This window comes from Terriglobus sp. ADX1, assembly GCF_036877645.1.
Classification (GTDB): domain Bacteria; phylum Acidobacteriota; class Terriglobia; order Terriglobales; family Acidobacteriaceae; genus Terriglobus.
The window spans coordinates 254342-278062 of sequence record NZ_JAEDXV010000001.1 but is presented as its reverse complement, the minus strand read 5'-3'; the positions used below and the strand labels follow the sequence as shown (position 1 = coordinate 278062).

At 56.2% G+C, this 23721-nt stretch carries 23 protein-coding genes and 1 tRNA gene; 13 read left to right on the top strand and 11 right to left on the bottom strand.

Going from position 1 to position 23721, the window contains the following annotated elements:
• Positions 1-39 precede the first annotated feature (39 nt).
• The 3 genes from JAO32_RS01270 to grrA are packed head-to-tail and all read right to left on the bottom strand — an operon-like array spanning position 40 to position 1645.
• Entirely contained in the window at positions 40-216 is a 177-nt protein-coding gene (locus tag JAO32_RS01270; RefSeq protein WP_334236733.1) for a hypothetical protein, read from the bottom strand.
• A complete protein-coding gene (grrM, locus tag JAO32_RS01265; RefSeq protein ID WP_334236732.1) occupies positions 188-1219 on the bottom strand; it encodes a cyclophane-forming radical SAM/SPASM peptide maturase GrrM/OscB in 1032 nt (343 codons plus the stop codon). Before grrM ends, JAO32_RS01270 begins: the two co-directional genes overlap by 29 nt.
• 33 nt (positions 1220-1252) lie before the next feature.
• Positions 1253-1645 (bottom strand): GrrA/OscA1 family cyclophane-containing rSAM-modified RiPP, encoded by a 393-nt coding sequence (grrA, locus tag JAO32_RS01260; RefSeq protein ID WP_334236731.1) that lies wholly within the window; start codon positions 1643-1645, stop codon positions 1253-1255.
• Between the two features lie 187 nt (positions 1646-1832).
• On the opposite strand from grrA, the gene JAO32_RS01255 reads away from it, so the two are divergent.
• On the top strand, positions 1833-4814 hold the full coding sequence (locus JAO32_RS01255) for a sensor histidine kinase (RefSeq protein WP_334236730.1): 2982 nt from the start codon (positions 1833-1835) through the stop codon (positions 4812-4814).
• Positions 4807-5469, top strand: coding sequence for a response regulator transcription factor (locus tag JAO32_RS01250; protein WP_334236729.1), 663 nt, complete (start codon positions 4807-4809; stop codon positions 5467-5469). The genes JAO32_RS01255 and JAO32_RS01250 overlap by 8 nt, the downstream gene beginning before the upstream one ends.
• Here JAO32_RS01250 and JAO32_RS01245 read toward each other — a convergent pair.
• Positions 5466-5828 carry a response regulator gene (locus JAO32_RS01245; RefSeq protein WP_334236728.1) on the bottom strand — a complete coding sequence of 121 codons (363 nt, stop codon included), beginning with the start codon at positions 5826-5828 and terminating at the stop codon, positions 5466-5468. The genes JAO32_RS01250 and JAO32_RS01245 overlap by 4 nt on opposite strands.
• Before the next feature lie 269 nt (positions 5829-6097).
• Here JAO32_RS01245 and JAO32_RS01240 point away from each other — a divergent pair, with 269 nt between their 5' ends.
• From JAO32_RS01240 to JAO32_RS01225, 4 genes are all read left to right on the top strand, one after another.
• Complete coding sequence (locus JAO32_RS01240) at positions 6098-6643, top strand: hypothetical protein (protein WP_334236727.1); 546 nt, start codon at positions 6098-6100, stop codon at positions 6641-6643.
• Between the two features lie 29 nt (positions 6644-6672).
• A complete protein-coding gene (locus JAO32_RS01235) occupies positions 6673-7437 on the top strand; it encodes a bestrophin-like domain (protein WP_334236726.1) in 765 nt (254 codons plus the stop codon).
• A 5-nt stretch (positions 7438-7442) separates the two neighbouring features.
• Entirely contained in the window at positions 7443-9857 is a 2415-nt protein-coding gene (locus JAO32_RS01230; protein ID WP_334236725.1) for a hypothetical protein, read from the top strand.
• 672 nt (positions 9858-10529) lie between these two features.
• Positions 10530-10970, top strand: a complete 441-nt coding sequence (locus tag JAO32_RS01225; RefSeq protein WP_334236724.1) for a hypothetical protein — start codon at positions 10530-10532, stop codon at positions 10968-10970.
• Positions 10971-11105: 135 nt separating this feature from the next.
• On the opposite strand, the gene JAO32_RS01220 is transcribed toward JAO32_RS01225, so the two are convergent.
• From JAO32_RS01220 to JAO32_RS01210, 3 genes are read right to left on the bottom strand one after another with little or no spacing between them, the layout of a single operon-like run.
• Positions 11106-11345 (bottom strand): anti-sigma factor family protein, encoded by a 240-nt coding sequence (locus tag JAO32_RS01220; RefSeq protein WP_334236723.1) that lies wholly within the window; start codon positions 11343-11345, stop codon positions 11106-11108.
• Positions 11336-11965: a sigma-70 family RNA polymerase sigma factor gene (locus tag JAO32_RS01215; RefSeq protein WP_334236722.1), complete on the bottom strand. Its 630-nt coding sequence runs from the start codon at positions 11963-11965 to the stop codon at positions 11336-11338. The genes JAO32_RS01220 and JAO32_RS01215 overlap by 10 nt, the downstream gene beginning before the upstream one ends.
• A complete protein-coding gene (locus tag JAO32_RS01210) occupies positions 11962-12369 on the bottom strand; it encodes a DoxX family protein (protein ID WP_334236721.1) in 408 nt (135 codons plus the stop codon). Before JAO32_RS01210 ends, JAO32_RS01215 begins: the two co-directional genes overlap by 4 nt.
• A gap of 215 nt (positions 12370-12584) precedes the next feature.
• Between JAO32_RS01210 and JAO32_RS01205 the strand changes: the two genes are divergently transcribed.
• The 5 genes from JAO32_RS01205 to JAO32_RS01185 all read left to right on the top strand — a co-directional run bounded on the left by JAO32_RS01205 (position 12585) and on the right by JAO32_RS01185 (position 16339).
• Positions 12585-13364 (top strand): DUF1223 domain-containing protein, encoded by a 780-nt coding sequence (locus JAO32_RS01205; RefSeq protein WP_334236720.1) that lies wholly within the window; start codon positions 12585-12587, stop codon positions 13362-13364.
• 177 nt (positions 13365-13541) lie between these two features.
• Positions 13542-13832, top strand: a complete 291-nt coding sequence (locus JAO32_RS01200; RefSeq protein WP_334236719.1) for a hypothetical protein — start codon at positions 13542-13544, stop codon at positions 13830-13832.
• Between the two features lie 80 nt (positions 13833-13912).
• A complete protein-coding gene (gene bufB, locus JAO32_RS01195) occupies positions 13913-14794 on the top strand; it encodes an MNIO family bufferin maturase (protein WP_334236718.1) in 882 nt (293 codons plus the stop codon).
• Positions 14791-15699, top strand: a complete 909-nt coding sequence (locus tag JAO32_RS01190) for an HvfC/BufC N-terminal domain-containing protein (RefSeq protein ID WP_334236717.1) — start codon at positions 14791-14793, stop codon at positions 15697-15699. Before bufB ends, JAO32_RS01190 begins: the two co-directional genes overlap by 4 nt.
• 61 nt (positions 15700-15760) lie before the next feature.
• Positions 15761-16339 carry a peroxiredoxin family protein gene (locus JAO32_RS01185; protein WP_334236716.1) on the top strand — a complete coding sequence of 193 codons (579 nt, stop codon included), beginning with the start codon at positions 15761-15763 and terminating at the stop codon, positions 16337-16339.
• A 209-nt stretch (positions 16340-16548) separates the two neighbouring features.
• On the opposite strand, the gene JAO32_RS01180 is transcribed toward JAO32_RS01185, so the two are convergent.
• The 3 genes from JAO32_RS01180 to JAO32_RS01170 form a co-directional block, all read right to left on the bottom strand.
• A tRNA-Lys gene (locus JAO32_RS01180) sits at positions 16549-16624 on the bottom strand.
• A gap of 143 nt (positions 16625-16767) precedes the next feature.
• Complete coding sequence (locus JAO32_RS01175) at positions 16768-18531, bottom strand: carboxypeptidase-like regulatory domain-containing protein (protein WP_334236715.1); 1764 nt, start codon at positions 18529-18531, stop codon at positions 16768-16770.
• A 204-nt stretch (positions 18532-18735) separates the two neighbouring features.
• Entirely contained in the window at positions 18736-20502 is a 1767-nt protein-coding gene (locus tag JAO32_RS01170; RefSeq protein ID WP_334236714.1) for a GWxTD domain-containing protein, read from the bottom strand.
• 264 nt (positions 20503-20766) lie between these two features.
• On the opposite strand from JAO32_RS01170, the gene JAO32_RS01165 reads away from it, so the two are divergent.
• Both JAO32_RS01165 and JAO32_RS01160 read left to right on the top strand, forming a co-directional pair.
• A complete protein-coding gene (locus JAO32_RS01165; protein ID WP_334236713.1) occupies positions 20767-22167 on the top strand; it encodes an efflux RND transporter periplasmic adaptor subunit in 1401 nt (466 codons plus the stop codon).
• Between the two features lie 20 nt (positions 22168-22187).
• Positions 22188-22937 carry an ABC transporter ATP-binding protein gene (locus JAO32_RS01160; protein WP_334236712.1) on the top strand — a complete coding sequence of 250 codons (750 nt, stop codon included), beginning with the start codon at positions 22188-22190 and terminating at the stop codon, positions 22935-22937.
• Here JAO32_RS01160 and JAO32_RS01155 read toward each other — a convergent pair.
• Positions 22934-23695 carry a glycosyltransferase gene (locus tag JAO32_RS01155; protein ID WP_334236711.1) on the bottom strand — a complete coding sequence of 254 codons (762 nt, stop codon included), beginning with the start codon at positions 23693-23695 and terminating at the stop codon, positions 22934-22936. The genes JAO32_RS01160 and JAO32_RS01155 overlap by 4 nt on opposite strands.
• Between the last annotated feature and the right edge of the window lie 26 nt (positions 23696-23721).

Below are 23721 nucleotides of genomic sequence, written 5' to 3'. Positions count from 1 at the left end.
TCTTCCTTATAGGTACGGTTCAATCGTTTGGTGTTTGTCTCAGGCGAAGGCTGCCACCTGGCCGCCACGCTGTATTGCCGCGGTCAGCGAGTGCTCCATCTGCGAGAAGGCTGAGAGGATAAGATTGGCCGGCGTGATCTGCACCAGGTTGCAGAACGATGTCTGCGTGCTGGCGAAGGTGCCGTTTTCAGAGAGCTTGTTGACGGGGCGCCCCACCGCAGATAGAAAAGTAGCCGCACTCCTGCCGGCATGCCTCTACACCTGCGTTGATGTCGTCGACCATGGCAGTCATTGCGGGGCTATGCAGCATCTGCTCCAGCGTGTGCGTGTGAACATTGCCCACCAGAAAGTCGTGGTACCGCTCGTTGCGATAGCCAAGTAGCTCCGGTGAGAACGTGCCCACATTGCCCTTGCAGTCCACGTTCATCATGGCCAGCGGTTCCACCTGGTCATTGCCTACGTGTGCTTCTTCCGGGCGAAAGATGCGCGTGATGAGCCCGTCAATCTCGCGGATGAAATTGATACCCGGCGTCTTGCGCGACAGTGTCCAGAATGTCTGCAGGAATTGCTGGAACTGCAGTCTGGTCGCAGCGCGTCCCTGCTGCATCAGTTCGGAGACGTGATCGCCTTCGGACTCTTCCACGTTGAAGCAAACATCGCGGATGCCCTCTTCCATGTAGAACGCATGCAGTTCTTCCGGCTTCTGCAGTGCATCCTTCGACAGCACGGAGATGACATGGAACGGAATGCCTTCGGCCTGCAGCAGGCGTGCGCCTCGCATTGCCTTGTCAAACGTCCCTTTGCCGGAGCGCGTGACACGATTTGCATCGTGCATGTCGCGCGGCCCGTCAATGCTGACACCAACGCCCACATTCCACTTGCGAATGAGGTCGCACCATTCCTTTGTCACCAGCGTTCCGTTGGTCTGGAACGAGTGACGCAGGGTTACACCCAGCGGGCACAGATGGTCGATGGCCTGGAACGCCTCCTGGTAGTACGAGACGGGCAGAACCAGCGGCTCGCCTGCGTGCCAGATCACGGTGATCTGCTGGCCTGCATATGACGATTCAAAGACCCTGCGGAAGGTGGCGCGAATGGTGTCCAGGCTCATGGTGGAGACGTCGTCGCGTGTCGGCAGATAGCAGTATTTGCAACGGATATTGCAGAACGGCGTGGGCTGCAGAACGATGGTGTGGATGCGCGTGTTGGTGGTTGTCATGGTGTTTTCTCTTCCCGCCTGAGATCGAAGTGGTTACCAGTTATGCCAGAAGTTGTGCCAGCCGTTGCCCCAGTTGTGCCATCCACCGTTGCCCCAGCCGCCGTTGTGCCAGCCATTGCCCCAGCCGCCGTTATGCCAGCCGTTGCCCCAACCACCGTTGTGCCATCCCCAGCCGCCACCAAAATTCAGCCACTCGGCCAGCGTCAGCTTTACTCCGTTGGCGTCAGTTACGGTCTTGTCTGCGTGATGTTGCATACTTTCGGTGACGGCCTTGCGAATGTTGCTGAGGCGATCTGCCACCGATCCGTTGTTGTCGGCATGTTCTGTTGTCTGTAGTCCGTTCACGGCCAGCGCGGCGGAAAGCCCCATCACGCCGGCTGGAAGAAGTAATGCGAGAGCTGTTGCGGTGCGCTTTGTGGCGCTCATGTTGTTCTCCTTGGTTGCGATACTAGGCAGGCCGCAAGCGGGAAAACATCCGTGTGGCTACACGCGTTGCGGTGTGGCGCTACATGAGGCAACCGTGTGGTTCCGCATGGATTTTCGTGCCGGTGCTCCAACGATCGGGGACGTAGAATGACGAAATCCAGAGTATTGAGCGTGTCCGGGAGGCAGAGTGAAAGCTACGGTGAAACCGCACACGATGCGTTTCTTCGGAACGGTCTTACTCGCGGTTTGCCTGCTGTGTTGGTCAGGCGATGCGCTTTCGCAATACCGCTTTACGCAATGGACAGCCGATACGGGACTACCGCAGAACAGCGTGCGTGGACTAGTGCAAACCCCAGACGGTTTCCTGTGGGTCGCTACCTTGAACGGTGTCGCGAAGTTCGATGGAGTTCACTTTCGGGTCTTCGACAAGAGCAACACGCCTGGCATCACATCGAATCGCTTCATCGGAATGGTGCGGGGCTCTGGCAACGATCTCTGGATGGTCAGTGAAGACGGCAATGTGATCCTGCAGCACGATGGATCATTCCAGGTCATCGGCGAAACAAATGCGCTTCGCCGGAGTTCTGTCATCTCCATTACTGGAGACAATCTTGGTTCAGTCTGGGTACTTTCTGATGGCAAGGTGCTCCGCTGGGACGAATCGAAACGTCGCTTTCAGAAAGAAGCCTTCAGCACGGACTCTCTGCGCTTTAGGGCGCTCGCCTGGGTTGGTACAGGCTTTTGGGCGCCCCGTGGCGATCAGATCATGTGCTTCAATCGCGGCCGTCTGCTTCAGTTTGCGATGCCGCACAAGGTGGACCTTTCTTCCATCGTGGGCGTCGCGGTGAACGCGAATGACGAAGGGTGGATCACGACTCAGGATGGGCGTCTGGGCAGACTCGGTGATAAGCCACCGGTGCTTCTTGCAAAGCCCGATCACTTCGTTCTGAACGGTCCGTTTGAATCCGATTGGAGACTTGAGGTTTCACCCCACCGCTTTGAAAGAAATCTGATTCTGCCGGTGGATGGCAAGCCGCAGTCCATCTGGCTGCAAACCCTGAACAAGGACAAGGAAGGCAATATATGGGTGGGCTCCGAGGGCAATGGACTTTTCCGAATCCAGAAGGAATCCATCTTGACTCTCAGCACCGCGGAGGGACTTGCCAGCAACAACACCTATCCCATCCTTCGTACACACACCGGAGACATGTGGGCCGGAAGTTGGCCCGGTGGCCTTTCCCAGATTCGCGATGGCAAGGTTATTCGGAGGTGGGGTAACTCGGATGGATTGCCTGGCCTGATCTCGTCGCTGGCGGAGGATCGTAACGGTGTTCTGTGGGTTGGGACGCACGGTGGCGTACGAACGATCGTGGACGGGCGACTGACGAAGCCAGTTCTTCCATTTCAGGACACAAACGATCCCGCACAGGTGATTCTTCAGGCAAGCGATGGAGCCATGCTCTTCGGTACGCCGGGAGGATTGAACATTGTGCGTGGCTCCATGCTGCAACATCTGGCAAAAGACCAGGGCCTCGCGACGAATGACGTTCGCACGTTGCTGAACGACCGCAATCACGACCTGTGGATTGGCGGATACGGCGGCGTCACACGCATGCACGATGGTCAGCTGACACGTTGGACGGAGACCGAGGGCCTGCCCAGCAACAACGTTCGTGCACTGATGGAAGACTCGGATGGCGGCATATGGGTTGGCACGTACGATGGCGGCATCGGGTGGTTTCACAATGGCCGCTGGTTCACCTTCAACCAGAAGAGTGGACTCTTCGACAACGGCGCCTTTCAGATTCTTGAAGATGGTCACGGTGCATTCTGGATAAGTTCCAACAGGGGCATTTATCGCGTGTCGCGCCAGCAGTTGGCAGCCGTTGCCGATGGGAAAGAACGTCGCGTGGTTTCCATTGCGTATGGACGTGTGGATGGCATGTTAAGCGCGGAATGCAACGGGGGCTTGTGGCCGGCTGGCGCCATCGACACGGAGGGCCGACTCTGGTTTCCCACACAGATGGGCATTGCAATCGTCGACCCTAACGTGGTCCGGACGGTGACAGCGCCGCCGGGAGTTGCCATCGAAACCACCAGCGTGGAGCATGTTGAACGGCCCAGTGCGGAGTTGATTGTCCTGAAGCCCGGCCAGACAAATCTTGAGATCAACTACACGGCCCTTAGCTACACCAAACCTGACCAGATCACCTTTCGCTACAAGATGGACGGTGTCGATAAGGATTGGCAAGAGGTTGGTTTACGGCGCACGGCGTATTACACGCACCTTCCTCCGGGAAGCTATGTCTTCCGCGTCTCCGCAACGAACAGTGATGGCGTTCGCAGCCAGCAAGATGCGCTGCTCCACGTGCAGGTCATTCCACCCTTCTACCGTCGCTGGTGGTTTATCGCGTGCGGTGTTGTACTCCTTGTCGCGCTCGTCTCCGCATTGTGGCTCATGCGTATACGACAACTGCAACAGGCGCAGGCACGACAGCAGAGGTTTTCGCGCGAGTTGATTGCCTCCCAGGAGGGAGAACGCAGGCGCATCGCAGGTGAACTGCATGACAGCCTTGGCCAGCGCCTAATCATCATCAACAACCTCGCACTGTTTCTACTGCGTTCCAAAGGCAAGGTGCGCACTGAGGAAGAGAGGCGCGAAACGGTTGAGGAGATCAGCGGTGAAGCATCCGCAGCAATTGAAGAAACACGCGCCATCTCATATGCGCTGCGACCGTTTCAGCTTGATCGACTTGGTCTGACGCGTGCCATGCAGGCGCTTTGCACCACGGTGATGAAAGCTTCTGAAATTATCGTACAAACGGAGCTTGCGGATATCGATGATGCATTCCCGGAAGATCTCCGCATTAACGTGTATCGCATCGTGCAGGAGGCTTTGAATAACATCGTCAAGCACTCTGAAGCGTCAACGGCGCGGGTGACCGCGCGGAGGTCTGCCGACACGGTGACCCTGACCATTGAAGACGACGGACGCGGCATGCCGGCCAAGCCTCGCATCCACCAACCGGGCACCGGTGGCTTTGGAATGACTGGCATGCGGGAACGCATCACGTTACTGAGCGGCTGGATGCAGGTTGAAAGTAGTGCGGCAACTGGTACTCTGTTGACAATTCAGCTTCCGATTTCAAAAAGTGCAGCCCATGAGTGACGTGATTCGCGTTCTTCTAGCCGACGATCATCCCGTCGTCCGTCGCGGCCTAAAGGCAACCATCGAAGATGATGAACATCTTCAGGTGATTGCGGAGGCTGCCGATGGTAACGATGCGCTTCGTTTGATCGAAGAAATCCGCCCGGCCGTGGCGATCCTCGATATCGACATGCCCGGCCTGAATGGCCTAGGAGTTGCGCGAGAGGTCACGCAGCGCTCGTTGAAGACACGCATCATCTTCATGACCTTCCATGCGGACGAAGACCTGATGCGCGCTGCCATGGATGTGGGTGGTAAAGGATATCTGCTAAAAGGGAGCGAAACGGAAGAAGTCTGCGCCGCGATTCACGCGGTGAATGCCGGCCGGACCTACATCGGCTCCACCATGGCTGCGGTTCTGCTGAATCAAAAAGCAGAGACTGCCGGTTCCACATCGCTGAATCTGAAGGTGCTGACTCTGACCGAAAAGAAGGTGCTGCGGCTGATTGCGGACGGCCTTTCCAGCAAAGAGATTGGCGACGAACTGGGTATCCACTACCGCACGGTGGAGAACCATCGCACCAACATGTGTCGCAAGCTAGAGATTGAAGGCGCCAACGCATTGGCGCGTTTCGCATTGCAACATCGTGCGGCGTTGCATGAACGCTTGTACTAACGCAATGGGCTTTTGCTTGTCGCCAGGATGATTGCTTCCAGATCAGTCAGATTTGTCTTCAACGCGTAGGCACATGCGCCTGCTTCGCGTGCAGCGGTGCGTACCTCGTCGTCGTCGTAGTCGGTAACAATCACAATGCGAGCCTCCGGGTAGCTGCTGAGAATCTGACGCGTAGCGCTGAGTCCGTCCATGCGAGGCATCTTCACATCCATCAACACGATGTCAGGCTGGTGCTCTTCATAGCCAGCCAGCGCGTCCGCGCCATCCTCCCGCAGAAATGTCTCATCTGCAACATCTGCGGTCGCCCGTTGGATCAGCTTTCGGACGGCCGGATTGTCTTCTACTATCAAAATCTTCATCGTGCTGGTTCTGCCTGCTTTCACTTCAAAATGCATGGTCGATATTACGGAAAGCGGCAGTTCATTTGGAATCCGTATCGCTACATAGAGGACGTATGTGGAAGTACGTTGGCGACCGTGTGGTTCCACATGGTCCGTATGCCATGTGGAACCGCACAGGGTTGCATGTAGAGACACGGATGGGATAGCCCGCCCATATTCCTTACCTTCAGAGACGTGAACGCAGGCCATGCGGCCTGCGATGACAACACCCTGAAGGAGAAATTCCCATGATCCGTACACTCGCACTCTGCGCTCTGACGTTCAGCGCTACCTCAATGTTTGCTGCCCAGGATGTAGCTGGCGCAGTCGTTGGCTCTGTAAAGGCCGTAGACCGCGCAACCAAGGTTGTAGTAGTCGACACGAAGGACGGCGCTGAACACACCTTCCACTTCACAGACAAAGTCGCCGTACATCTTGGCGACGATACAAGCAACGCTTCCAAAGGCGCACTGCGCGGAATCGACAAGGGAACGATTGTTGCTGTGCATTACACCGCAAAGGGCGGACGCGAAACCGCGCACGAAGTGGACCGTCTGGGCAACGACGGCTTGCACGCTGTTAAGGGAACGGTGAAGGGCATGGATCGCAGTGCGAAGACAATTGCCATCGATACAGGCAAAGGCACCGTGGAAACTCTTCACCTTACCGGCGACGCGACAGACGACGCTGCGCGCGCGACTGCAAAAGGCACCGAGAAGGCTGCCACGGTCACGGCGTACTACACGGTGGATGCCGGCGAGAAGACCGCTCACTTCATTGAACGGGCATTCTAACAGCGCTTACGACGAGCCAGAGACCATCCATGCTTAGCTATGTTCAATGCGTTGGCATCATCCTGCTGTGCGTCGTGCTCGCGTGGGGTCTTCTCTACCTGCTGGATTGCAGGCTGGAGGAGACCACACGCAAACGCGCGAACGGCGTGAATGGCTGGCAACTTAGCATCCTTGGCACGCTGTATGCGGTTGCACTGGGCTTCATGCTTTCTGATGCCTGGCTTGCATACCAGACGGCACTTGCGGATGTGCGGGCGGAGGCTTCTGCCGTGTTGTTGGTCGATCGCAACGCCCAACTCATGCCGGTGCCCTGCTCACAGCAATTGCAGGAGCAATCCAACGCCTACCTCGAAGCCGTGATCAACAAGGAATGGAGTGCGATGCAGGAGCATCGCACGGATAGATCTGGAGAGATGGTTCTGCGCGATATGTGGAGCACCCTGGGATCCTGCGGGGCGCACGACTCGATCACCGTGCGTGGCAATGTCGTTGAGGCACTCTCTGCATTGCAGATACGGAGAGATGCTCGAGTGCAGGACTTTGAAGGGCGGCTGCCTGTCATCATGTGGGACGTTCTCCTTTTCGGGGGTGTCATCCTAATCACCGCATCGTGCCTGCTGTGCAATGAACGCAGGTGGGTACATCTGTTCCACGTCACCTCACTCACCGTACTTGTGGTGATGTCGCTACTTGCCATTGCAGATCTTGACCGGCCGTTTGAAGGCGCAACGCATATCGATGCGAGTGCGTTTCGCACCGTACAAGGAGACCTGCAGATTGAGAACTCCCGATGATACGCATGGCTGACGTATTGAAGTTTGGTGGTGGCCTTATTTTGCTTGTTGCGGCTGTGTTTGGCACGTTCCTGTCTGCCAGGGCAGACGATCAACGATTTGACTTGCAGGGGCCTACGGTCCACATGACCGTGACACGCAATGGAGTTACACTCCCCATTGCGCAGGTCCCCACCCTGATGCCAAACGATCACCTGCAGGTGAAGGCAGACCTTCCTCCCACGCAGTTAAATCACCTGTTGATGATCGTGGCTTTTCTGCGCGGCTCGACAAACGAGCCTCCCAACGAATGGTTCACACGCATCGAAACATGGACACCCCAGGGCCAGCAGCCGACGACGATCACCGTTCCGGTGGGCGCACAAAGTGCCGTTGTCTTCGTTGCACCGGAAACCGGTGGGGATTTCGACTCGTTGCGGTCTGTGGTGAAGCGCAATCCTGGAGTCTTTGCACGCGCAGCGGGCTCATTATTCAAAGTTTCACTGGAGCAGCAGCGCATCGAACGCTATCTATCTGGCATGCAAAGGGTCGCGCAGGAAGACGACGCGTTGATCGCTGCGCGCTCTGCGAAGCTGGCGAGTGCATTGGTGCTGAAGCCTAATGCCGATTGCTTCAAGCAACCGGTGGACGATCAGGTGGACTGCCTCATGCAGACCAGCGATCCCATGCTGCTGGACAACGGCAGCGAGCAAACAACTTCTGCTGCAATCTCCACCGGCGCATCGTCCGACTTCATCAATGAAGCCTCGCAGAACGATGGCGGCGTGTACTCAGCCTACGTGGGCACAGTTGTGGATCTGGTGCACCTGCTGGGACTGTTACATACAGCGCAGTACCGTTACATACCGGCGATCACTCTACCGGACGGGGCCTCGTTGAAGACGCGGCTCAACGCTGCCCCTTCGTTTAGCAACCCTAAGTCAGTGATTGTGATTGCGCTGCCGCCTATTCGTCCTTCGCGGTTGCCCGATCTTCATCTGGCAGATCCGCAGAGCATCTTCTGCCTTCGCGACGAAGCAATAGTCCTGCCTCTGCGCGGTTCGGCAATCCTTTATTCCACGGCGTTTGCGCATGACATGGTGGTCGATTTCAACACGCCAGCAGGAGAACGAACGATCCCGTTGCAGCCAGATGTGGTGGCGGGTGGTTTGCTACCTATAACTTCGGCTGATGCAAAGGCCATGACTTCATCCTCTGGTATCGGAGAGGGGGCATTGCTGCGGGGAGTGCTGCGGGGACGATGGGGTTTCGATGCGTTCGATGGACCCACCCTGCTATTCCAACGCGATGAGGCGATTGGGTGGAAGGTTGTCGGCGATGCAAGATACGTGACAGGACAAACTGCTGCGATTCAGCTCAGCGCCAGCGCCACAGCGTGTTTGCACAATGTGTTTGTGGGTCAACCCGACGGATCAAACGACGCAGTCCCATTCACGCGATCCGACGACGGGCATTCGGTGTCTCTCTCCCTCCCGGCTCGTGATAAGGTTCCCGGGGACTACACGTTGCATCTCTTCCAGCAGGGGAACCTTGAAGCTGTGTCGCTCACGCTTCGTGTGGTTGCGGACGGTGGAGGTCATGTGGATCTGGCGACTATAAACGCGAGCGGCGAACGGATACTTCTAACAGGCACAAAGCTTGACCAGATCGTACAGATCCGGCTTGAGGATGGGACGCTTGTGTCGCCGCGGGCTTTCACCATGACAGATGCTACCTTCCAGCTTTCAACGGGTGTTCGCGTGCGCGCTCAGGAGGACATTCAGGTCGAATTCAAGGACGGCCGCGTACAGGCGCTTCCGCTTTCCAGCGAAGCTCCTTCCGTAATTCTTCATGTGCTTTCGGTTCAGTCTTCGCTCAAGCCAATTCCTGGCGAGATTCCTATAGAGTTGCTGTCGTCCAGCGCCATTCCTCTACACAGCATGTTGCATTTTGTTCTTGGCAGCGAAGGCGTGTTTCTGCCCACAGACCGCATCGAGATCTCAACGTCAAACGGACAGGCAATGACTACGCTCGCGTTCCAGCCGCCAAACACCTCGTTGATTCTGGAGGACACGCACACGGCCATGGGAACTCTTGACCTCGACAAAGCATTTGGAGAGTCGGCCTTTGGAGGACTACGCGTGAGGATGATTCGCGCAAATGGGGAACGAGGCGAGTGGGTTAATTTAGGCACGCTTGTCCGCAGGCCCCACCTGACGAAAGCCCACTGCGAAGCAGGACGCTGCACTCTACAGGGACAGGAGTTGTTCCTGCTCAAGGAGATCAGTATGACGGAGGATTTCGACTCCTCAACGCCGATTCCATTAACAACGGCAGGGGAAGAGGTTTCTTTTCCGGGAAAAAATCTGTTGCATCCCAAGGCGCTCTACTGCCGCCTGAGAGATGATCCTTCTGCTGTCGCGATCGTTCCGTTACGGTAGCATTGCGATCATCCAGAATGTTCTTCAACACAGAGAATGCGCCAGAAGTGAGTTTCTCGGAAGTGATACCTTCGACATTTCGCCATTCTCAACTGGTGATAACAGGCCGATGCACTCATGGGCAACTTCCGACAGCGACACGCGTCGTGAAGATAATCCGCGAGCAGATACGCTAGGAGCTGAACCTCACGGCTCCGCTCGTGTAGCACCGAACAAAATTCCTCGCGGAGATCGCCTCGGAGATGGGACCGAAGCAGCTCTTCCGTTTGGCAAGGTTCGGCCTTAGTAACTTTCAAGCCTCAGAGGACACGGCTGCGCTTCTCTTTGACAAGGGACACTGTGGAACACCAATGCGCAAGCAGAATATCAATGCGCGATACGATTTCGGCTCAGAGTGTGGCACTTCGCCAAAGCGGTGCGCGTTTTTCATCGCTGAGCCCTCCGACCAACCTAAAGCAGGGTTCTATGAGCGACTCGGTCTGTTAACGGGCTAGCTCAAATACTCCTGCCTTCACGATGGCGTATACATTCGAAGAAGATTCCGCTTCTTACGTCCGCCGCGGTAGTACTCAAGAGTTTCCGGGGCGTGTGAACTCGAGCACCGCATGCTCGTTTGGTGCCAAACAGCGATCTCTAAGCTGATCAAATAGGAGAAAGAGTTGGTGATACCACATGCTCAAAGAGAACACGCCGGTCGATAGTCGTCCGCAGAACATGAAGGACAGGTCCTGGACCATTGGACTCACAAGCTTGTTTTTTATCTTGCTCCAAAGCGCGTGTACAGCCTTCATGGCTCTCAGTGGTCTTCGACTTCTCGTTGGACTCGGCTCTTTGGCCGCTGCGACAGTCGGCACGAATCTGCTCGCCTCCATTCATGGCGCGGCAATTCGTATCCCTATGGAAATCGTCGCAATTGCCGGGTCAGTGATAAACCTCTATGCAATATGGCGAGTACGATCATTGCGCGCTCGGCCTTCTTCTCAGTGGCGAGTTGCTCCGGTGAGTGCTGATACAAGGCGTGCTGAGGTAATCCAGATAGCCATTGCCGTTGTCACCCTGCTGTTGGTGGTGATCGAATGGGCGATCCACATCCATTTGCATCACTCCATCTAGCCCCAGCATGCTGACTGGGAGAGAAGAGACTCTCACTGTGCGCACCAGTATCTTTGTGTAAGTCTGTTCACCGTTTCTGCGTTCATTGGAGCTCATGTAGAGACCAGAACACCGATACAACTTGCCTCGTTATAACTAGGTCGAGGGCAGTTCCAAGTCGATCCGTGCATGGAGACGTTCACTAAAGCCAACGGGCAGCTCGAAGACACGGTCATCTGCCGTAAGGATGATGATGTTGCGTGTGGAGTCCAGGATCGCAGAACAGATCTCGCAGTGCTCCAAGTGTCTCTGAACAGTATCTCGGGTCTCCTCGGGCAGAGTGCCATCCAGATACTCGGAAATATAGTTCCAAACGTGTTTGCACTCTATGACCATGGGAGCCACCTCCTCTTCGGCGGTCGATTGATTGCTTTGAGTTGAGGCACCAGTTCCTTTTGCAACATCATCCGTGCGCGATGAAGCCTGACTTTTACGTTGGAGATGCTGATACTCAGTGTTTGTGCGGTCTCGTTAACATCCAACTCTTCGACGTCACGCAGCAGAAAGACCTGCCTGTAAATCTCGGGCAGCGTTTCGACGGCCTTCTTGATGAGCGTCCGGACCTCTTCTCGCTCCACCGCCTCGGACGGGATCTCTCGCCAGTCACGAAGAAGCGCGGGTGAAACCGTACCGTCGTCATCCGGAGGCTCATCAAGAGATTGCATGCGGACGATGCTCTGCCGACGCAGTCGGTTCCTCGCCTCATTCAATGTGATGCTAATTAGCCATGTGCTGAACTTCGCGTCACCACGAAATGTTGACAGATTGCGGAAGGCTTTGATGAAAGCCTCCTGAGCGACGTCTTCTGCATCCGCCTCGTTTTTCATGTAGGACAGCGCCATTATGTAGACACTGCGCTCGTAGGGACGAACCAGCTCATGATAGAGCTGCGTTTCTCCTGCAACGATAGCGGCGATAATCTCTGCCTCGGAACGAATTGGCGTGCTTGAGTTCATTCCTGTTCGGCGACCTTCAGTCTCTTCGCAATATAGGTGTCGGCCGCAAAGAAGCCAGCGCCGAAGATCAGAATCATGAGCGAAGCGAACAGGAAGGTATATGGATCGGCCACGTAGAATTTGCCTGGATCAGAGAGGATTGACGCGAGGGCTTCACGGTCAGCCGTCCAATACGCGACCAGCATGTTGCCCGCCAGCAGCAATGCGATGGGCCGGGAAAATAGGCCGAGCATTAGTAGGATACCGCCCACAAGCTCCAGGGTGGAGACGAATGGGGCATTGAAGGCGGGGAATGGAATATTGAGACTGGCGAAGAAGTCCGTGATCTTTGCCAGGTTGTGGAGCTTGCCCCAACCTGTTTGAACAAATTGAAAGCCCCAGTAGAGCCTCACAGCGAGCAGCATCGGAGACTGAAATAGCGAGAGGACAGAAACAGCACGGCAATAGGTACGAAGCAACTGGTTCACGGAGTCCTCTTTCGATGGGTTCTTTCCTTGGGAGCAAAGAGCGCCTTCTCGCTTCGTTAGAGGCAGTGACGGTACTTTGGTTACAACGAATCATTTGTAACCATCCGCAGACTGATACGTCAGAGTGGGGCAATCTTGCTGGAGGTATCCCCATGCAGTTCCGTAGCGTGTTTGCCGTCTCACTATGGTTGTTTTTCATCCATCCTCTGTTGACCGCTGCTCAGCCAGAAAGTCGGGCAGCTAATAGTTTGTTTCCCGTTGCAATCGTCGAGCTTTTCACCTCAGAGGGCTGTTCGAGCTGTCCTCCCGCCGATGCGCTCCTGCGACAGATTCATCTGAAGCAGGCGCCCTCAGGACAACTCATCGTAGGGATCAGCGAGCATGTCACCTACTGGAATAACCTCGGCTGGAAAGATCCATACTCCTCTCCACTCTTCACCGCCAGGCAAAGCACCTATGCATCGCGTCTCTCTCCAGAGGGAGCCTATACCCCGCAGATGGTCTTGAATGGCAGGGATCAGTTCGTCGGCAGCAACGGCGCGGCTCTTGATCGCGCGCTCCTGGACGACACAAAGCGGACACACTTTGATCTGCGGATACTCACCTCGACGCTCTCAGCGGATGGCGTCGAGGTGAAGTTTTCCTTCTCTGGGCACACATCCAAGCCCCTGGATGTCGTCGCGGTACTCACCGACGATGCGGACCGTTCGAATGTTCTGCGTGGAGAAAACTCAGGCCGGCTCCTGCAGCATGTCTCAGTCGCTCGATCTCTGACCAAGGTTGCCACGGTGACAGGAGATGTCGAGAAGTCCATCCATCTATCGCTTCCGGAGGGCTTTCAAGTTGCGGCTAATCCGGGCCACCATCTTGTCCTTTTCGTACAGGAATCGCATCAGGGAACGATCCTGGGAGCTGCCACGGCATCCCTCTGAAGTATCCCCGCCTAGATTCTTATCTTCTCTTGTAACCAATCTTGCTTCCGCGCCTCAAACAGGCGGCATGGGAAGAGCAGCCTCCCAAGTCATAGATCGCGCTCTTCCCGGCCTCCGGGTCATGACCCCAACCTCCAGGTCGAAACACCTGGCCCAACCGAAGAAAGGAAACTCTTCATGAAGACCAACACTGTAAGCAATCTCGCACTGGCGGCAGCTTTCGCAGGCCTTCTGGGCGGCACCGCGGTCCGTCTCAATGCTGAACCCCTCGCTGGCCACACGGGCGTCTCAAGCGTTTCACCGGCTATTGCTGGTGCGATGGCTGAAGATGGCCAGCAAGCGCTCCCCAAGCATGCCTGCAAGGGACAGAACGACTGCAAAGGACAGGGCGGCGGCGACAAGAAGCATGCTGGCAAGAACGCCTGCAAGGGACAGGGTGCCTGCGCTACCGATGGTTCCAAGAAGTAATCTCGATCCGTGTGGGGAGGCTTGTGTGTACAGCATAGGCCTCCTACCGATTACACCGCGTGGTCAGAATCGGAGCTTCTATGCCTGCAAATCGCTTCAACGGATATACCGACTACGGAGTCGGCATTGGCCTGAGAGTTCCTCATTACGATCACATTCTCTCGAAGAAGCCGCTCGTGGACTGGTTTGAGATCATCTCGGAGAACTACATGGTCGACGGCGGACGCCCGCTGAAGATTCTCGACCAGATTCTCGATCAATACCGAGTCGTTCAACATGGTGTCTCCATGTACTTTGGCAGTGCACAGCCCTTGAACCGCGATCATCTCAGGTGGATCAAGGAACTGACGAAGCGTACAAAGACTCCTTGGCTCTCCGATCATCTTTGCTGGGGCAGCGTGGACGGTCGCTATACCCACGATCTACTGCCGCTCCCGTATACCTTTGAGGCCGTACGCACGACAGCCGAACGCATTCGCATGGTGCAGGACTTCCTCGAGATTCCGGTCGCTGTCGAAAATGTCAGCAGTTATGCGGCATACAACGACTCTCAGATGACCGAGTGGGAGTTTCTCAACGAGGTCGTCCATACCGCCGACTGCGGCATTTTGCTCGACGTAAATAACATCTACGTGTCCTCGCAGAACCATGACTTCGATCCGATGGATTACGTCAACAGTATTCCCGCGGAACGCGTCGCGCAGATCCATATTGCAGGCCACTCGAAGTTCGAAAAGTACATCCTGGACACGCACGATCACCCAGTGCTCGATCCTGTTTGGAAGCTGTACGAGCGCGCCATCGAGCGTTCAGGGCCAACAGCTACTCTGCTGGAGTGGGATGACAACATCCCCAGCTTCGACGAGGTACATGCCGAAGCACTCAAGGCGAATCGATTCCTTCTTGCTGCCGAAACGGCGATGAGTAGTGACGTTGAAGTTCGTGAGGAGGCACATGTATGAACCTGCTTGAACTGCAACGTCGCATGGCAGAGGATGTGCGCCGTCCCCTCACTGAGGATTACGAGATGCAAAGCTCAGCGGAGGACGGTACACCGGTCGCCGATATTGCCGCCAGCTATATCAGCCCGAATCATCTGCTAACGTCATTCGAACGTCTGGAGATCTACAACAGGCAGTACTGGTTCCGACTGATCACCGCAGTCTCAGAGGATTATCCGACGCTCAACGCCATACTTGGGCCGAAGCGGTTTGATGCTTTGGTCCTCGCCTATCTTCGTGAGAACCCTTCTACCTCGTGGACCTTGCGCGATCTGGGTGCGAAACTTCCGGCGTTCCTGGATGCCCACCCTGAGTTCGCTGGCCGTCGCCATCGCCTGGCGGTCGACGTTGCAAACCTTGAGTTGGCTTACGTCGATGCATTTGATGGAAAACAACTCGCCCCTTTGACAGCGGAAGAGGCGCAGGCGATCGGAGCGGACTCTCGGCTCTTTCTCCAGCCGCACCTGCGCCTTCTCGAACTGGCCTATCCAGTGGACAATTTGGTGTTGGCTGTGAAGAAGGAAACACCCGAGGTTGACATTGTGAGCAGCGCCGCAACGCAACGCGATGTTACTAATCGCGCCAAAATACCTCCGATAAAAAGAGAGTCTGTGTTTCTCGCTGTACATCGCTACGATGATTCGGTCTATTACCGCCGACTGGAGAAGGAAACGTTCCTCTTATTGAGAGGGCTTCGGTCAGGCGCATCAGTTGCCGTGGCGGCTTCTGAGGCTTTTGCAAAATCGAAGCTGACACCGGATGAACAGGCCAGTCTGTTACAGGAAAGCTTTTCCCACGCTTCCCAACTCGGATGGCTATGTCCACTTAATGAAGCCAGCATAGAGCTAGCAGATTTAGCGATGTAGCTAGAAGAGGAAGCGTCCATGTCTGACGAGCTAGAACCATGCACTCGCAAGGAGCGCCAATATGCAGGTCTATAGCTTCAATCGATTTCAGCACTTGTTCCGTGTTTTCGTGGCTCTATCCGCAGTGCTCTTCGGGACAGCTTCGTTCGCCGAAACACCCGCTGTCGGAGCCAAGGCTGCTGACTTTACCCTTTTGACCCCTACCGGCAAAGCCGTACAGATGTCGAAGGAACTGCATGGACACAACTTGGTGCTGGTTGTGCTGCGAGGCTTCCCAGGCTATCAATGCCCGTACTGCGTTAAACAGGTTCACGACTTCGTCGAACATGCAGCTGAATTTGCGGCGAAGAACGTAAAGGTTCTCCTTGTCTACCCTGGACCTCCCGCGGATCTGGATCAGCACGCCAAAGACTTTCTTGCGAAGCAGCCCGACTTACCCTCGAATATCGTTCTGGTTACTGATCCGGATTACACGATGACTAATTCGTACGGTCTACGTTGGGATGCTCCGCACGAGACGGCCTATCCGTCAACGTTCATTCTCGACAAGAATCGGACAATTCTTTTCGAGAAGATCAGTCACGGTCACGGGGATCGCTTGACCGCACAGGATGCCCTTGCCCAGCTCGCGACGAAGTAGTCGAGGTGGTTAAGATTTGCGAGAAAGCACCGACGACTTGTCGTCCGAATGGACTCTGCTAAACCGTATGAAGTCATCCGCCCTACAGCACCAGGGCATCGAAAGTATCCGCGCAGTGATTGAGGCGCGCAACAAAGGAAGGCGCAAAGAAGTTGCGTCACAGTCCCCTTTTTGGGGCTACTCGATGCTTTCTAAGTTGTTGATTTGATTGGTGGACGCGGTAGGAATCGAACCTACAACCTGTCGATTAAGAGTCGAATGCTCTGCCAGTTGAGCTACGCGTCCAGGTTGGGAACACGCTGAGAACGTACCGAAGACCGGGGGTCAACACGGCAGGGAGCGAGGAGCTCCGTCACAGCTGCGTTACTTCGTAACTATAGCACACACGGGGGCATGCCTCAAAGCGTTCACGCATGAGGAAAACCTGCTTAGAAGGTGAACGTCAGACCTGCCTGCAAGGCACGCGGTGTCTGTGCCAGGTAAAGCGTTTGGCCATCGCTGGAGAGATAAGGCTGATACCCTTCCGCCAACAGATTCTGCAGATCAACGACCGCTTCCAGCCCCTGCGGCAATCCCGGAAAACGTCCCAGCGACTGGCGTACGGAACACGAAAGATACGCTCCATCATCACTGACGCGGAAGGCATCCACCGCCGTTAATGTACGTTTCGGTTGCCAACGATACGACGCGCGCAGCGTTGTTCCCGTACGCAGAATCTTGCCATCGGCAAACGCTGTTCCGGCATACACACGTTCCGGCGAAAGCCCTGCGAGTACCTCATTCAGACTTCCCTGCTGCACAAGAGTCGCACGCAAAGCACGCCCGCTGGCAACCTCTGCTCCGAAGCTCATGCTATGCGTCACTGGCTGACGGAACGAAACACGTACTCCGCCGCTGGAATAGTCTTTGCCCGCGACGCGATAGGTTCCCGTGGTTGGGTCTGCGATGAAACCTTCTGCCGGAATCTCTGCCACCGCCAGCGTACCCGTGCCGCTAATCAACGGGGTCTGCAATGAATCCTGATACAGCGCAACTTCAATAACACCCTCGCCGCGAATCTTCTTCGACGCAGACAGTGCATGGTGGCTTCCCGTTTCCATGCGCAGATGTCCCTTGCGCATGACGGCGACCGGAAGCGGCGCCTGCACACGATCCAAGTCTTCAATGGATTCAGTCCCGCGCGATCGGGTCACTCCATAAGCAAGTATCAGGCCACCGGGGCCATGTGCCTGTACACGCAGGAACGGCTCCATAGCAACAGCATTCCCGCTAAAATTCACCTCGCGCAGGACAGATCCCACATCCACGCGGATCATGTCGCCCAACTCCATCCGTTCCGCGGTACGAAGCACAGCTCCCTGCAACCCGGTCTGTCCCACACCAGACGTGAGTTCCGGATGGCCACTGTAACTCAGAACTGTGCGTGCGTATCCGTTCAGAATGGTGCGACGCTGGAATCCGACACTTACATCAGCCGACGGAGCGACAGGATAGGGCGTCCTTGATCCGGACAGATCGGCGCGCAGAACTGAGCCACTGCCGTGTTCGTCAACACGTGTCAGCACCAGCACCTGATGGCTGCCACCGCGGCCAAATCCACCATCACTGTCCTTAAAGGAGACACTTCCGCCCGTCGCACCGCGGCGGCTTTCCTGCCGGCTGGAGGAGATGCTTAACTGGCCATCCTCGTTCGTATCGACGGTGGTATAGCTCTTTTCGTCCGCGTACCGCAGCATAGGACGGCTGGCAGAGGACCGGAGCGTCCACATCCAGTCATCGCTCGGTTCATTCACAGTGCGACGCGAGGCAGGAATCCACCCGCTGGGTGCGAGCAGCGTGGACAACGTCATATCCACGACCGTGCGACCGCCGCGTGCCAGCACCAGGTGCTGACGAACCGCGGGCATCAGCAAGGCTGCAGTTGCTTTGATGTTGTATTGTCCAGGACGCAGGTTCAGACGATAACGGCCACGCGCATCTGTCACTGCAGAAGCGACTAAACCCGTGTCCGGCAGAACCGCCTCTACCAGCGCACCCATCTGCGGCACGCCTTCTGCATCGCGGATAACCCCAGTCAGAAGCCCACTTCCTGATGCGTCCACAACGCGTCGCGACTGCGCGTCCGCCAACGGCGAACACGCCAGTGCTGCCAGCGTAAGGAGCATTCCGGATTGCAACGTCGACTGCTTCACTGCGTAGGTGTGCCTTCTCTGCGTATCAGCCTCACCCGGAAGTTCTCAACGTGCGAACCCGGGAAAACGAAATACTTGCGGGCGAGCGGCGGTGTCGTATCTTGCCTTTTCTCGTCCCTAAGAACGGGATTCCACTCTTCCGAAATCCGCCCGATGCACTTACCAGCCGAAGCCCTGCCATGGCAAACCAGCCTGCCCAGCAGTTTACTCCACAACAAAGTTCGCTGTCTGCGAAATCTGCTGCTTGGAAATGCCATCGTTCACCTTGATGGCCAATTGGTACTTTCCGGGTGCCAGGCTTCCCAGCGGGAGGCTCTTTTCCAGGGTCACCTGATCAGCATTCGGATTCGTCTTGGTGGTGGACTCCGTTGTGTCCAAAACCTGCTTATTCGTATCCAGGTTGGTCACCTGGTACTGGATTTCTGCGTTATTCTGCTTGCTCTTATCGTCAATACCCAGGTTGTAAACCTGCATCCAGAAGTTCAGGTTGCCGGCCTTCTTGAAGGTTGCAGGTACACCCGGCCCAGTTGTCACGCTCGGCATCACCTTCGTGTTGCCGATAACAAACGAACCAGCACCAATTTCCTTTGAGGGCACACGGCTCATGCTGGAAGCCAGAATCAGGGAAGATGCCGACAGATGGTCATCGTCATACTTCGGAACATTCACTGATCGCTTCCACGTACCGATGTGATCCGGGTTATTAACGTCCTTGATGACGATATCGACCTTGTACATGCCCGGACGTAGCGGCAGGGCCTTCCAATACAGGTTGCGCTGTGCCTGTGTGCGCGCCAGAAATTCGCTGGGCACCTGCACATTGACGGTATCTTCAAACGTCTGCACCACGCGGTGGTTGATGTTCGATACCTGTCCAAGGATGTTCACCGTACCGGTAGAAACACCTTCCTTAGTGTTGAAGGTGATGTCCTGATTGCGGATCTGCAGAGTCACCGGCACCAGAACGGTGTCGTTCGTCACCTTCACATAATCCGTGCGGACGTCGAACAGGAACGGCGGTCCCTTCAAGATTTCAGACGTGGTCAGGTAGTGCTCCATGTCCTTGAACTTGATCGGCGGCGCCGCCATGATCTTTGCGTACAGATTGATGCGGTCAAACTGCTTGGACTGCTGCGAAGTCGCCATCGGGCCGTTACCAAGCTGCTCCAGACCGTTGTTCATACGGTCTTCGCGCTTGGAGATACCCATCTGCTCATACAGCGTCGCGCCTGCACCAGCCACGTACTTCAACGCGTCCTTTTCAGAACGGTCAATGGTCAGGTGGTAGTCGTTGCACTGGCAGGTATCGACAAATTCCAGGTCAATGTTGTCACCAATGCCTTCGAGGTAGCGGTAGTGCCACGTCTCAAACGGGAAGGTCGATGTGGTGCCGCCACCTTCTTCAATCGGACGCTGATAGGTACCGCCTGACGGGTGCGAATCAATCGAATCCGGCTTACCAAACGCAATGTAGATATGGCCGCGATCGGTCTTCCATCCCGGCTTACCCGCTGCGAAGTGTTCGTTCGCGTAGGCAATGCGGCGATAGTGCTCGTCTTTGTACTCGTTTTCGGGCGAATCGGGGTTCGGATTGCGACGCAGCCAGAAGTTCTCCACGAAGTTTTCGCGTTCTTCGTCGTTCTTCAACTGCTTGAACGCCTGCATTTCCTGGTCCGTGATGATCCACACCACGTCCTGCTCCAGCCACTTCTTCCAGGTGCCGTCTGGCTTCAATTCGTTCTTGAGATATTTCTGCTGCTGCACGCGCTCGCGGTCAGAAAGTCGGCGCTTCATGGGGTCCGGACGCTCTTCCGGCGGCGTGCTCTTATTTACGGAGGGGACAGCTTCCTGCTGCTGTTGCTGCGAATCAGGCGGGGTCGAGGTCTGCGCGTGAGCGCTCCCGGTCATTACCATCCATCCACAGATCAGTGCCACTGCACCGATCTTTCCCTGCCAGACTGCCTTAATCATGCTGTTACTGCTCCGCCAACCCGAACGATATTCCGGGTAACTGTATTGTAAAGACCTCACACCAGCCGGGCAAGCGACGCATTGGATGCGCCCCGAGCCACTCCCGCATCGGCTCCGCCACGTCAATTTGCGACTGCTATGATGGTTGCGCGACCGGTTCGAACCGCATCCCAGCGCAATTCCAGGGTGTAATTCAGGGAACCTTCCCGTGAAGCCATCCGTATCCGTGCTGAAACCCGTTTGCTGACGGATAGACGAATCTCTATGAAAAAAGTCCTGTTGATTGTTTTTGGCGTCATCCTCCTCGCTGCCATCATCGGAGGAACCATTTACCACAGCCGGTCCGGTGTCACTGCTGTCACCACCGCAAAGATCACACGGCAGGATCTGGCGTCGGTTGTTACCGGCACTGGCCAGATCAAGCCGAAGAACTACGTGAACATCGGCGCCACCGCCTTCGGTCGCATCACCCGCCTCTACGTACAGGAGGGTGATCACATCAAGAAGGGCCAGACGCTCGCGACCATTGAAAGCGTCCAGCCTGCGGCCACAGTCGCGGCCCAGGAGGCGAACATCGCCTCCATGAAGACGGACGTCAATAGCTACGTCGCCGCGGAAAAGACTGCCGAAGCGAACCTCGTTCAAGCGCAGGCTGACCTCGTCCAAAAGAAGTTCGACATGGAACGCGCCCAGCAGCTCTATGACGCGAAGCTGATTGCCAAACAGGACTATGACGCCAAGAAGGCCGCCTACGACGTTAGCGCCGCCACCGTGCAGCAGCGTCAGGCATCCCTGGCGCAGTCCAAAGCGCAGACCACCTCTGCTGTCAGCCACGTCTCGCAACAGGTCGCTTCCCAGCGCGTGAACTACGACCAGCTCGATCGCACCATCTCGCGCGCGCCTTTTGATGGCCTGGTCACCAACGTTCCCGTCCGCGAAGGCGAAACCATGGTCACCGGCATTCAGAATGCCCTTGGTTCCACCCTGATGACCGTCGCTGATATGTCCGTCGTCACTGCGGAAGTCAAAGTAGACGAAACCGATGTGGTCTTCGTGAAAAACGGCCAGCCTGTGGATGTCACAGTCGATGCCCTGCCCGGTAAGGTCTTCAAGGGGCACGTCACTGAAGTGGGTGATCAGGCGTTGCTGCGTACCACCGGCATCGCCACCTCGCAGTCCACCACTGGCACGGAAGAGGCCAAGGACTTCAAGATCGTCGTCACCCTCGACAATATCGATGGCCAGAATAACGAAGAACTTCGCCCCGGTCTTTCTGCCACGGCGAAGATCACCACTGCCACCGTTGCGCAGGCTGTCGTTCTACCGCTGCAGGCTCTCGTCTCACGCGATACGGCAGCGGAAGCCGCGCTGGCAAAGAATCACGGTAAGCCTGTAGAGAATTCGGGCGACGCTGTACAGGCCGGGAGCTCCAAGTCCGCGACCAAGGTGCAGGGTGTCTACGTTCTGCGTAATCAGGACGGCAAGCTTCGCGCTTACTTTACGCCCATCAAGACTGGCATCACCGCACTGACAGATATTGAAGTGCTCAGTGGCCTCAAGCCCGGCGATGAAGTCGTCACTGGGCGTTACAAGGTCCTTCGCGAACTTACCAGCGGCACTGCCATCAAGCGCGACAACAGCTCCGGCGATAGTAAGAACTCCTGAGCATTACACTGAAGGACACTATGGGTTCAGTAGCAAATTCCGGCGTAACGTGCGATCCGAACGATGTCATCGTCACCAACGACCTTTGGAAAACCTACATCATGGGCGAGCAGGAGGTACACGCGCTGCGTGGCGTGAACCTGCGAATCCAGCGAAATGAATACACCGCCATCATGGGGCCTTCCGGCTCAGGCAAGAGCACGCTGATGAATCTCATCGGCTGCCTTGATTCACCTACCCAAGGCTCCTATTGCCTGAACGGGCACGACGTCTCACGCCTTACGGACGACGAACTGGCTCGCATCCGTAACAAGGAGATCGGCTTCGTCTTCCAGACGTTTAATCTGCTGGCACGCGCATCCGCTCTGCACAATGTGGAACTGCCGTTGATCTATAACGGTACCCCCGCTGCGGAGCGCATTGAACGCGCGAAGTTCGTGCTGGAATCCGTTGGCCTGGGTTCTCGTATGGATCACAAGCCCAATGAAATGTCGGGCGGTCAGCGTCAACGCGTAGCCATCGCGCGCGCTCTCGTTAATAGCCCTTCCATCATCCTTGCCGATGAGCCCACCGGCAACCTTGATTCGAAGACCTCCGTCGAGATCATGAATCTCTTTGAGGAGCTGCATCGCCAGGGCAACACCATCGTCCTCGTCACGCATGAACCGGATATCGCAGAACATGCGAATCGCGTCGTCACCATCCGCGACGGCGTCATCGCAAGCGACAAGCCCTCACATAAGCTCGTTCCTGCTACTGCTGATCGCTAACGGGGAAAGTTCTGCCGGATGCGTAGCAAGTCTGTGAAGGAACGGATGAAATCGCTCAACTTCACTTTCGATCCGGGCACATCGATCCACGTCTGCAACGGCAGTTCGTAGATACGTCCGTCCGGGTTCAATCCTTCAGCACGCCACGAACTTAGGAATCGCGCGAGGATCTCGACATCGAAGATCCATCGCGACACAAAAGGCTTCCACAGCACCTGTTCCAATCGCAGTGTAGCGCGAAAGACCTTCGCACCGCACTGCGAATCGTAGATGGCCAGCCCCAGCATCAGCGATACCGTTGTGGCAAAGACGCGCCCCGCATAATGCCGCATGGGATTACGAGCAACGTGCCGTCCCAGCAGTCGAATGCGTGCTCCAAATACCATCTCCACTTCGGGCCGCGCCTCCAGCACTTCGCGAAACTCAGGATAGGCATCCAGTGGAGTTGCAAGGTCCGCATCCCAAAAACCTACGGTGCTTCCCGGCAACGTCGCCATCGCGTGCAGCATGCCTTTGCGGACGGCTTCGGCTTTACCACCATTTGGCTGAATATCCAGTAAGGACGTCTGCCCCGGATGCTCCGAGCAAAAAGCCTGTAGACGTCCCAGCGTGCCATCACTGCTGCCATCGTTCACAAATAGCAGATGCACATCTGGCTGTGCCGCAAGGAAGTCCGTAAACGCATCCGCGTGAAAGCGAAGCTCTTCGTTATAGCAGGGCACGACCAAAGTGCAGCATGGAACCGGCGTCAGATCCATAGTTGGGCCAGCCGCCTCCTCATGCA